Source organism: Amycolatopsis sp. DSM 110486 (genome assembly GCF_019468465.1).
Classification (GTDB): domain Bacteria; phylum Actinomycetota; class Actinomycetes; order Mycobacteriales; family Pseudonocardiaceae; genus Amycolatopsis.
In genome coordinates this window covers 10,547,722-10,558,729 of record NZ_CP080519.1, presented here as the reverse complement: position 1 = coordinate 10,558,729, position 11,008 = coordinate 10,547,722, and the positions used below count along the sequence as shown (strand labels likewise).

Below are 11,008 nucleotides of genomic sequence, written 5' to 3'. Positions count from 1 at the left end.
CTCCGCAGGAGGACGTTGCCGCGGCTTCGCCCGGCACGACCGGCGAAGGGGTCGAAAGCGACAGGGCGCCGGAGGAAGCCGAGTCGAGCGCGGACGAGGCGAGCGCGGACGAGGCGAGCGCGGACGAGGCGAGCGCGGACGAGGCCGAGCCGGAGCCCGGGGTGACCGAGGCCCCGGCGGAACCCGAGCCGGAACCCGAGGCCGTCGAGGCGAGCGAGGTTCGGGCCGACACCGAGGCCGAAGCCGCGGAGGCGGGCGAGGCACACCCGAAGCCCGAGTCCGCCGAGCCGAGCGCCCAGCCGGAAACCGAGTCCGACGCCGAGCGCGCCGAAGCCGAGCGCCCCGAAGCCGAATCGGGCGAGGGCGAGCCGGGGGAGGCGGCCGCCGGAGCCGAGCAGCCGGACTCGGAGGAGGGTGTCGAGCCGGTCAGCGACCTGCCCGACGTGACGTCCGACGAGGCGCTGGAGGCCGCTCTCGAGGCGCTGCTGCTCGTCGTCGACTCACCGGCGGGCGAGCAGATGCTGGCCGAGACCGTGGCGCAGCCGGTGGCGCGGGTCACCGTCGCGCTGCGGACGATGGCGCAGCGGCTCACCGAGCGGGGCAGCGGGATCGACCTGCGGCGCGTCGGCGAAGGGTGGCGGTTCTACACTAGAGACACGTACGCCCCGTTCGTGGAGAAGCTCCTGCTCGACGGCCAGCGGTCGAAGCTGACCCGGGCCGCGCTGGAGAGCCTCGCCGTGATCGCGTACCGGCAGCCGGTGACCAGGGCCAGGGTCGCCGCGGTGCGCGGGGTCAACGTCGACGGCGTGATCCGCACCCTGCTGGCCCGCGGCCTCATCGAAGAGATGGGCACCGACCCCGAGACGACGGGCACGCTGTACGTGACGACCGAGCTGTTCCTGGAGCGACTGGGGCTGTCGTCGCTGAACGACCTGCCCCCGATCGCTCCGCTGCTACCCGAAGTGGACACCATCGATGACATCTGACCAGCACCCCGACGGCGTCCGGCTGCAGAAGGTCCTCTCCCAGGCCGGCATCGCGTCGCGGCGCGCGGCCGAGGACCTGATCGTGGAGGGCCGGGTGGAGGTGGACGGCCAGATCGTCACCGAGCTGGGCCGCCGCGTCGACCCGGTCGAGGCCGTGATCCACGTCGACGGCACGCGCGTGAACCTGCGCGACGACCTCGTGTACCTCGCCTTCAACAAGCCCAAGGGCGTGCACTCGACGATGTCGGACGACCGCGGCCGCCCGTGCGTCGGCGACTACCTGCGCGGCCGCTGGGAGGAGACCCCCGGCGTCGTGCACGTGGGCCGGCTCGACGAGAACACCGAGGGCCTGCTGCTGCTCACCAACGACGGCGACCTCGGCCACCGGCTGATGCACCCGTCGTACAACGTGCTCAAGACCTACTTCGCCGAGGTCGAGGGTCTCGTGCCGCGCGGGCTCGGCAAGGAGCTGCGCGCCGGCTGGGAGCTGCCCGACGGGATCGTGAAGGTCGACCAGTTCCGCGTGAAGGACATGCACTCCGGCCGGAGCATGATTGAGCTCGTGATCCACGAGGGTCGCAAGCACATCGTGCGCCGGCTCATGGCCTCGACCGGCCACCCCGTGCGCAAGCTCGTGCGCACGGCAATCGGCGACGTGCAGCTGGGTGCCCAGCGCCCCGGCACGATCCGCCGGCTCAACCGCGGTGAGGTCGGCTCGCTGTACCGAAACGTGGACCTGTAAACACCGGCTTTCCACCCTGGCGACCTGATCGACGCCCCGGGTTCGCCGGCGGCGTCGAGCCGGTCGGGTCGAAGTTGCGGCGACCGGCCGCATCGGTGGATGGCCGTGGCCTAACGGCGGGCTGAACCGAGGTCGGCACGGACGAGGTCACGCCGCGGCTCGACAGCGGGCTTCGTTCAGGAGCCGCCCGTCCCCGCACCTGCCGCGGCACTCAAGCCCCGGACGGGGGAAGGGTGACTCCCGAGCCCGGCCCCGTCCCGCGAGTGCGGCACACCTTCCGATCGTTTCGCGCGACTCCGGCCGTCGCCGGCGACCAGACGCTGGAGCCCGATCACGTAGCCGGCCTCGCTGCGACACGCGCGAGGCTCGGCGTCGCGCTGCGATCGCCCCGTCATCAGCTCTGCCGGGAGCCATGATCCCGTTGTGAGACAAGGCCGCGCCGACGATTTCGTCCCGTTGGGACACCGGATCGCCGAGGCCCCGGCGCGGCCGTCCTTCTCCTTCCCTCCGGACACCGCCGGACCAGTACGGCTCCGTGGCGCGCCGGCCAGACGAGGCCGGCGCCGTCGAGCCGCCGCACCTCCCGGTCGCCGGCCGCGCAAGTGGTGGGCCTGCCGCTCGATCACCTACCGGCGCCGGGGTGCTCGCCCATCGCCGTTCCGGCAAGCGGAACGTGATCGACAGGGAAGTCATTGATCCGACCGCGGGTGATCACAGCGGTCTGGTCGGGCTTGCATGTGGGGATAGCCTCAATGTCCGCAGATTCGACTCGACCTCTTCAGGTGGACGCCCGTTCCGGCTACAGTCGTCGCCAGATGGAGTGTTTCTTCTGACGGAACGAGGTTCGAGTGGCTTCAGCGGCAGCTCTCGACGGACTACGCGTGCTCGACGTGTCCACGATCCTGGCGGGCCCGTTCTGCTGTCAGATCCTCGGTGACTTCGGTGCCGACGTGATCAAGATCGAGCACCCGCGCAACGGCGACAACATGCGCGGCCACGGCCGGAGCAAGAACGGCGTCCCGCTGTGGTGGAAGGAGATCAGCCGCAACAAGCGGACCGTCGCCCTCGACCTCAAGGACGAGCGCGGCGGCGAGGTGTTCCGTGCTCTGGCGAAGACGGCGGACGTCGTCGTCGAGAACTTCCGTCCGGGGACCCTCGAGCGGTGGGGCATCGGCCCCGACGCGCTGTTCGCCGAGAACCCCGGGCTGGTGCTCGTGCGGCTCACCGGCTTCGGCCAGACCGGTCCCTACGCCGGCCGGGCCGGCTTCGGCACGCTCGTCGAAGCCATGAGCGGCTTCGCTTCGCTGACCGGGCAGCCCGACGGCCCGCCGACTTTGCCGGCCTTCGGCCTGGCTGACAGCATCTGCGGGATCGCCGCTTCGTCGGCCGTGATGATGGCGCTCCGCCACCGCGACCGGACCGGCGAGGGACAGGTCGTCGACATGAGCCTGCTCGAGCCGATCATGGCAGCCGTCGGGCCCGGTCCGACGATCTACCAGCAGCTCGGCGAGGTCGAGCAGCGCCATGGCAACCGGTCGACCAACAACGCGCCGCGCAACACCTACCGGACCTCGGACGGCGGGTGGGTGGCCGTTTCCACCAGCGCCCAGCGGATCGCCGAACGGGTGCTGGAGCTGGTCGGCCATCCCGAGGTGATCAGCGAACCGTGGTTCGCCACCGGCGGCGGCCGGGCGGCGCACGTCGACCTGCTCGACGACTACGTCGGCAGCTGGATCGCGCAGCGCAGCCGTGACGAGGTCATCAGCGCCTTCACCGAGGCCGGTGCCGCCATCGCCGCCGTCTACGACGCCCGCGACCTGGTCGAGGATCCCCACGTGCGGGAGACGCAGATGCTGCTGGAGGTCGACGACGCCGACTTCGGGCCGCTGCTGCAGCACAACGTGATGTGGCGGATGAGCGCTTCGCCGGGGGCGATCAGGTTCACCGGCCGCGGGCTGGGCGAGAACACCGACGAAGTCTTGACCGAGGCCGGCCTCGAGGCCGGCCGGATCGCCGAGCTCAAGGAGAGTGGGATCATCCGATGACCGATGCATTGCTCAGCGCGGTTCAGGGCGGGCTGGACGTGGTCGACCTGGGACGACAGCTGCGGGTCGGCATGCCCCAGTCCCCGAACCACCCCCAGTTCTGGCACACCCTGCCGCGCCGCCACGGCGACATGACGCGTGCCGACGGGGGCAGCGCCGCCAATGACATGATCACGATGGGCTGCCACGTGGGCACGCACATCGACGCGCTGGCGCACGTCTCGCACGACGGGCTCATGTTCGGCGGCGTCGACGCGATGCAGGCCGGGGTCGGTGGCAAGTACGACGCGCTCGGCGTTCACTCCATCGCGCCGATGATCCGCCGTGGTGTGCTCCTCGACATCGCGGGACTGCACGGAGTCGGCTGCCTCGACGGCGGCTACGAGATCACCGTCGGCGACCTGGAAGCGGCCGCCAAGAACGCGGACGGCGGTGTCGGTGAGGGAGACGTGGTGCTCATCCGCAGCGGCTGGGGCACGAAGTTCGCCGAGGGCGGCGCCTACGTGGGCGGGCCGTCCGGGGTCCCGGGGGTCGGCGAGGCCGGCGCTCAGTGGCTCGCCGAGCGGCGCATCCACGCCGCCGGCGCCGACACCATCGCGTTCGAGCGGCTCGCGCCCGGCGGTGGGCACGCGCTGCTGCCGGCACACCGTGTCCTGCTCGTCGAGAGCGGGATCTACCTCATCGAGGCGCTCGACCTCGAGGAGCTGGCCGGCCGCGGGTGGGCGGAGTTCACGCTCGTGCTGGTGCCGCTCAACATCTACGGCGCGACCGGGTCGCCGGTGCGCCCGCTGGCGGTGCGTACCGCGTGAGCGAGCAGACCCTGGCCCAGCAGCTCGGCGCCTTCGCGGCCGGCACGTCCTACGACGACCTCCCGGCCGAGGTCGTGGAGAGCGTGAAGATGCGGGTGCTCGACATCCTCGGCATCGCCGCCGCCGCCAGCACGCTCGAAACCAGCCGCTCCGCGCGGGAGTGGGCCGGCAGCCAGGGCGGGACGGGCGCCGCCTCGGCCGTCGGTGTGCCCGGCCGGCTGCCCGCCAACATGGCCGCCTTCGTCAACGGGGTCCTCGCTCACTCCCTCGACTATGACGACACCCATCTGCCGTCGGTCCTTCATCCGAGCGCCTCGGTCGTCCCTGCGGCACTGGCCGCCGCCGAGCGTGCCGGCGCGGACGGTCGTGAGCTCATCCGGGCGGTCGCGATCGGGATCGAGATCTGCGTCCGGCTCGGCATGGCCGGTTACGACCAGGCGAGCAACAACTCCGTCTTCTTCGAGCACGGCCAGCACGCCACGTCGATCTGCGGCGCGATGGGTGCCTCGGTCGCGGCGACGCTGCTCGCCGGTGGCGATGAGCAAGCCGTCGTCGATGCGCTCGGCGTCACGGCCTCGCTGGCCTCGGGCATCATCGAGGCCAACCGCACCGGCGGCACGGTCAAGCGGATCCACTGCGGGTGGGCGGCGCACGCGGCTGTCTCCGCGGCGGAGCTGGTCAAGCTCGGCCTGACCGGTCCGCCCACGGTGCTCGAGGGCCGGTTCGGCTTCTTCCAGGCCTGGCTGCACGGCATCTTCGACCCGGCGGCCATCGTCGACGGGCTGGGGACCGAGTGGTCGGTCCCGGGCATCTTCTTCAAGCCCTACCCGGCGAACCATTTCACGCACGCGGCCGTCGACGCCGCCGCGCAGCTGCGCGCGGACGGCGTACGGGTCGAGGACATAGTCTCGCTCCAGCTCGGCGTACCGGCGCAGAACCTGCGCACGGTGGGGGAGCCGATCGAGGTGAAGCGGACGCCGCAGACCGGCTACATGGCCCAGTTCAGCGGTCCCTACGCGGTCGTGCTCGGCCTGCTGGGCGGCTCCGGTCTCGGTGCCGGGCTCGACGACTACACCGACGAACTCGCGCAGGACCCCGAGCGAAGAGCGTTGATGGCGAAGGTGGACGTGACGGCCGACGAGCGGTGCACGGAGATCTTCCCGCACCAGTTCCCCGCGGTGCTCACGGCGCGGCTCAAGGACGGCCGCGAGGTGGTGGCCGAGGTGTTCACGAACCGCGGTGGCCCGCAGCGACCGCTCTCGTTCGAAGAGCTGGCCGCCAAGTTCCACGACAACGCCCGGCGGGTGCTGCCTCCCGATCGGGCCGACGAACTCGCGGCGGCCTGCCGCACGCTCGAGGACTGCACCGACCTCATGGAGCTGCTCGCTTCCCTGACGAAGGTCGACGACCCCGCTCGCACGTAGGACGAACAACCGAAGGATGAGGGAAAATGGCTGAATTCGACTTGGTGATCCGTAACGCCCAGGTGGTGCGCCCCGCGAGCGATGCCCCCGAGCGCCTCGACGTCGCCGTCAAGGACGGCAAGTTCGCCGCCTTCGAGCCGAGCATCGACTCCGAGCGCGCAGCCGAGACGGTCGACGCCGCCGGCAAGCACCTCTTCCCCGGTGTGGTGGACGTCCACCAGCACTGGGGCATCTACAACGAACTCGGCGAGGACACCAGCTCGGAGAGCCAGGCCTCGGCGCAGGGCGGTGTCACGACCGGCATCACCTACATCCGCACCGGTGCCTACTACATGAACCGGACCGGGCCGTACCGCGAAGTGTTCCCCGACGTGCTGGCAGCCGCGGAGGGCCGCTCCTTCATCGACTACGCGTTCCACGTGGCGCCGATCCTCAAGGAGCACATCGACGAGATCCCCGACCTGATCGGGGAGTTCGGGGTGCCCTCGTTCAAGATCTTCATGTTCTACGGCAGCCACGGGCTGCACGGCCGCTCGAGCGACCAGAGCTCGTTCCTCATGATCCCCGAGGACGAGTCCTACGACCTGGCCCACTTCGAGTTCGTGATGCGGGGCATCGAGAAGGCGCGTCGCGACCCCCGGTTCGCTGCCGACCGCGAGAACATCTCGCTGTCGCTGCACTGCGAGACGGCGGAGATCATGCGGGCCTACACCAAGCTGGTCGAGCAGGAGGGCAAGCTGACCGGCCTCGAGGCGTACAGCGCCTCGCGGCCGCCGCACTCGGAGGGCCTGGCGATCACCATCGCTTCCTACCTGGCCCACGAGACCGAGCTGCCCAAGATCAACCTGCTGCACCTGACCTCGCGCAAGGCGATCGAGGCCGCCATGATGATGCAGGAGACCTTCCCGCACATCGACTTCCGCCGCGAGGTGACGGTCGGCCACCTGCTCGCCGACTTCACGACCGCCAACCTCGGCGGCAAGGTCAACCCGCCGCTTCGCTCCCGCGAAGACGTCGAGTCGTTGTGGGAACACCTGCTGGCCGGCCACTTCTCGTGGGTCACCTCGGATCACGCGTGCTGCCGCGACGAGACCAAGTTCGGCGAGCCCCGCGAGGACGTTTTCGTGGCCAAATCCGGCTTCGGCGGCACCGAGTACCTGCTGGCGGGCATGGTCAGTGAAGGCCGCAAGCGTGGTCTGTCCTACCCGCGCATCGCCGAACTCGTCGCCAAGAGCCCGGCCGAGCGGTTCGGGCTGCGCGGCAAGGGTGATCTCGCCGTCGGGTACGACGCCGACTTCTGCCTGCTCGACGACACGGTCGACTACACCGTGCACGCGCAGGACTCGCTCTCCACGCAGGAGTACACCCCGTTCGAGGGCTTCGAGCTGACGGCCAAGGTGACCGACACCTGGGTCCGCGGCACCGAGGTCTTGCGTGCGGAGAAGATCGTCGGCACCCCGACTGGCCGGTTCGTGAAGCGCTCGGGTCAGGCCTGACGCACCGATATCCAAGATCTCCCAGGGGGACCGGTCGGCGCCGTCAGGCGCCGGCCGGTCCCTCAGTCATCCCGACGGCGTCCGAGCGTCTCCCGGGCCGATCTGATCACGGCTGCGTCGATCAACCGTCCCGCGGCATCCAGCGTCACTCCGCCCTGGGCCGCGGAGAACCGATCGAGGACGTCACGCGCCGCGGCCACCGCCTCGGCGGTGGGGGCCAGCACCTCGTGAATCACGGGGACCTGGGCGGGATGGATGGCGGTTCGTGAGCGGAAGCCGAGGTCGGCCAGCTCCCGGGTCGTTCGCCGGAAGGCGTCGAGGTCGCGAAAGTCGACCGACGTGGGCGCCACCGGTGCGGCGAGGCCCGCGGCGGCGCAGTGGAGCACGACCTGGAGTCTGAGCTGGGTGATCGCGTCGGCGGTCGCGGTGGTGCGGGCGATCCGGAGGGCGGCGAGCAGGTCCACCTCGCCCAGGCCGAGTGTCGTGAGGCGGGGATGGGCGGCGAGCTCGCCGAGGGCGAGCACCGAAGCCGCGTCCTCGACCAGCCCGACGACGGGCACCGGGGGCAGGTCCTGCTCGGCTTCGGCTCCGTCGAGCCGCGCGGCGAGCTCGCTCATGGACTTGGGGGAGCACTTGGCCAGCACGATGCCGTCGAGGCCAGGACGGACGACGGCTTCGAGATCATCGGCGAGCCGATCCGCGTCGACCCGGACCCAGGTCTGGGCGCCGGCCTCGGCTCCCGGGGCCTGGCGGTCCCGGCCCAGCCAGGCGGCGACCGCGCCGCGGGCCGCGCTCTTCTCGGCGACCGGCACCGCGTCCTCGAGGTCGAGGATGACGGCGTCGGCCGCCCCGGTCGAGGCCTTGGCGAACAGCGACGGGCGTGAGGCGGGAACGTAGAGGAACGAGCGGGGCAGCACGGTGTCTCCTGCTGGGCTGTCGGGTCGGGGGCTGGGTCAGCCGCGCAGACGCTGGGTGATGGCGTGCGACGCCTCGACCACAAGCGCCGCGTGCTCCTCGTGGTCCTCGATCGCGTAGCGGAAGGCCGGACCGGAGGAGCTGATGGAGCCCATCACGTTGCCGGCCGAGTCGAAGAACGGTGCGGCGATGGAGGCGGCGCCGGTGTTGCGCTCGTTGATGGACGTGGCATATCCGTGCTCGCGAACCCGGTCCAGGCCGTCGCGGTAGGCGTTCTCGTCCAGACCGGCGCGCCGCGCGCGCAGCTGGCGGACCGCCTCGTCGATGAGGGAGAGCGAGAGGAAGGCGAGGATCGCGCGACTCGAAGCACCGGAGTGCAGGGGGTAACGCGGCCCGATCTCGATGACCATCTTCACCTCCTCGGGAGATTCGAACTGGTCGAGGTAGATCCGCTCGTTGCCGACGAGCACCGAGAGGGTCGTGGTCTCCCGGGTGGTGTCTCGCAGCCGACGAAGGATCGGCGAGGCGATGCTGCGCACGTCGATCTGGCTCCACGCCCGCGCCGAGAGACCCAGCGCCGCCGGTCCGAGCACATAGGACGACCCACCGGGCGCCACCTTGGCCAGTGAGCGGGAAACCAGGGACTGCAGGATCCGGTGGACGACGGCCTTGCTGAGGGACAGGTCACGGGCGATCTGGGATACCCCGAGCGGACTGTCGGACCGCGCGAAGAGGAGGAGGACGTCGGCGACCCGGTCCGCGGCCTCGGTACCTCCCGGAGTCTCGACCGTCCGTTCGCGAACCACAGGATCCCCTTTTCTTCCGGACAAGTTCGGCCTCACGAAACGAGGCAAGGTCGGCGCGGATCACGTTCGCCCGTCAGATCCGCGGATCGCGCTCCCGGCGCGATACCCGAGGGGCCCGGGGGGCGGCCGGTGCGGCCGGTGCCGATTTTCACGACGGCCGTCGTACGTCGAGCGTGCGCAGCACGAGGCCGAACGGGATCGGGCCGTCCTGGCCGAGAGAGGCCACGGCAGCGAGCACTGCCCGCGCCCCGCTCTCACCGACGGCGTCGGTCAGCAGCGTCGCGGCCTTTTGACCGACCACCGGGTCGTCGACCGCGTCAGGCCCGTCACCGCGGGGGGCGCCGTCGCGTGACGCGGTGAGCTGGGTGCCGTCGGTGAACCGCACGGTGACCGTGGCCGGGCGCCCCGCCGGATACCCGGCGTCGAGGGTCCGGTCGTGTTCCACCCGCACCCGAGCCGCCAGATCCCGCACCGCGGTGACGCGGAGGGTGCCGGACTCGAACGCGTGGGTCCGCAGTGTGCCCAGGACCAGACCGGCGGCCACGCTCCACGGGATGCTGAACCGGGCGGCCATTTCACTGCGGGGCCGCACGTTGTCGAACGCGGCCGCCGCGGCGTAGGTGCGGACCGTGACCGCGGCGATCTCTTCGGGCCGGTAAGGACGGGTCGCGAGGTCCTCGACGGCGTCGTTGACGCCGTGCAGCAGGGCGCAGGTGGGGTGGCGCTTGAGGTACCCCTGGGTGATGGTCCAGTCGCCGGCGGCGACCAGTGCGATCAGCCGCTCGGAGAATCCGCCCTGGTCGGCCGCGACCCAGCGGGCGAAGTGGCGTTCCAGTGTTCCCGGCTGCGCCCGGAGGCCCGCCGCGGCCGCCTGGCCGTGGATGACCGCGGTCTGTGCCGCGCAGGCGAGGTAGAGGTTCTGGCTGGTCCAGCCGTCGAAGACCCCCGGCGCGTCGGGCACCGTGGTCAGCGCGGCACACGAGTCGATGGCCCCGGCAATGGTCTCCGCGTCGCCACCGCTGAGCACGTGGGCAACGCCGGCCGCGGCCCCGAGCGTCGCCCAGGTCCCGATGTCGTGGACCCCGGCCGGGGTCCCGCCCATCGCGAGGCCGATCCGCACGCCCGTCTCGTAGCCGGCCAGCACGGCCGACAGCGTCGCCGGGCCATCGGCGCCGCAGGCCTCGGCGGCAGCGAGAACGGCCGGCACCACGTGGGACGCCGGATGGCCGCGAGCGCGCCGGTGCCCGTCCTGGAGCTGCTCGCGCGCGACCGGCATCGCGTTGAGGAATGCCGCCTGGGCCGGTGGGAAACCCGTCCGGTGGCCCAGCACGCTGCTGGGGCCGGCACCGATCGCGTAGGTGGCCTGGAGAACCGCGATGTCGGGCCGGGCCAGACCGGCGGCCGCCGTGGCCACCACGTCGGCGACGAGCGCCCGTACCCGGTGCCGTACCGCGTCCGGGGCCGCGGGCTCGCGGATACTTGCCGCGAAGGTGCCCAGGCGCGCGGCGAGGCCGGCGCCGGCTGTCGGCACGGGCGGTGACGCGCTCTCCACGGGGATCTCCTCGATAGCCGGGGCACAGGACCGCGGGGGGCGCCGCGCACGGGACGCGCGCGGCCGGCCGCCACCGCCGGAAGCCACTGTAACAACTGCGTTTCTGTAGACGGAACAAGTCTGGCTGCCGTCCCGTCGGGAGTCAATGCCCAGGCGAAACCTGCGCTCTGCCTGGAGTCCGGCTCTGCGGTCGCGAAGTGCACGTGACCTCAATCATCGATGTACCACTTGAC

9 protein-coding genes are annotated in these 11,008 nt (G+C 71.3%); 6 read left to right on the top strand and 3 right to left on the bottom strand.

Features of this window, described 5'->3' with window-relative positions:
• The first annotated feature begins 161 nt into the window (after positions 1 to 161).
• From scpB to K1T34_RS50835, 6 genes are all read left to right on the top strand, one after another.
• Entirely contained in the window at positions 162 to 986 is an 825-nt protein-coding gene (gene scpB / locus K1T34_RS50860) for an SMC-Scp complex subunit ScpB (protein ID WP_255638865.1), read from the top strand.
• Positions 976 to 1,728 (top strand): pseudouridine synthase, encoded by a 753-nt coding sequence (locus tag K1T34_RS50855; protein ID WP_220241922.1) that lies wholly within the window; start codon positions 976 to 978, stop codon positions 1,726 to 1,728. Before scpB ends, K1T34_RS50855 begins: the two co-directional genes overlap by 11 nt.
• 848 nt (positions 1,729 to 2,576) lie before the next feature.
• Complete coding sequence (locus K1T34_RS50850) at positions 2,577 to 3,773, top strand: CaiB/BaiF CoA-transferase family protein (protein WP_220241921.1); 1,197 nt, start codon at positions 2,577 to 2,579, stop codon at positions 3,771 to 3,773.
• Positions 3,770 to 4,582: a cyclase family protein gene (locus K1T34_RS50845; protein ID WP_220241920.1), complete on the top strand. Its 813-nt coding sequence runs from the start codon at positions 3,770 to 3,772 to the stop codon at positions 4,580 to 4,582. Before K1T34_RS50850 ends, K1T34_RS50845 begins: the two co-directional genes overlap by 4 nt.
• A complete protein-coding gene (locus K1T34_RS50840; RefSeq protein ID WP_220241919.1) occupies positions 4,579 to 6,006 on the top strand; it encodes an MmgE/PrpD family protein in 1,428 nt (475 codons plus the stop codon). Before K1T34_RS50845 ends, K1T34_RS50840 begins: the two co-directional genes overlap by 4 nt.
• Before the next feature lie 26 nt (positions 6,007 to 6,032).
• The gene (locus tag K1T34_RS50835) at positions 6,033 to 7,502 is read left to right on the top strand and encodes a dihydroorotase family protein (RefSeq protein WP_220241918.1); all 1,470 of its coding nucleotides are present in this window, start codon (positions 6,033 to 6,035) and stop codon (positions 7,500 to 7,502) included.
• Between the two features lie 62 nt (positions 7,503 to 7,564).
• Here the strand turns inward: K1T34_RS50835 and K1T34_RS50830 are convergent, their stop codons facing one another.
• The 3 genes from K1T34_RS50830 to K1T34_RS50820 form a co-directional block, all read right to left on the bottom strand.
• Positions 7,565 to 8,419 (bottom strand): CoA ester lyase, encoded by an 855-nt coding sequence (locus K1T34_RS50830; RefSeq protein WP_220241917.1) that lies wholly within the window; start codon positions 8,417 to 8,419, stop codon positions 7,565 to 7,567.
• Between the two features lie 36 nt (positions 8,420 to 8,455).
• On the bottom strand, positions 8,456 to 9,223 hold the full coding sequence (locus tag K1T34_RS50825; RefSeq protein ID WP_220241916.1) for an IclR family transcriptional regulator: 768 nt from the start codon (positions 9,221 to 9,223) through the stop codon (positions 8,456 to 8,458).
• 148 nt (positions 9,224 to 9,371) lie between these two features.
• A complete protein-coding gene (locus tag K1T34_RS50820; protein WP_220241915.1) occupies positions 9,372 to 10,775 on the bottom strand; it encodes an MmgE/PrpD family protein in 1,404 nt (467 codons plus the stop codon).
• Positions 10,776 to 11,008: the final 233 nt, after the last annotated feature.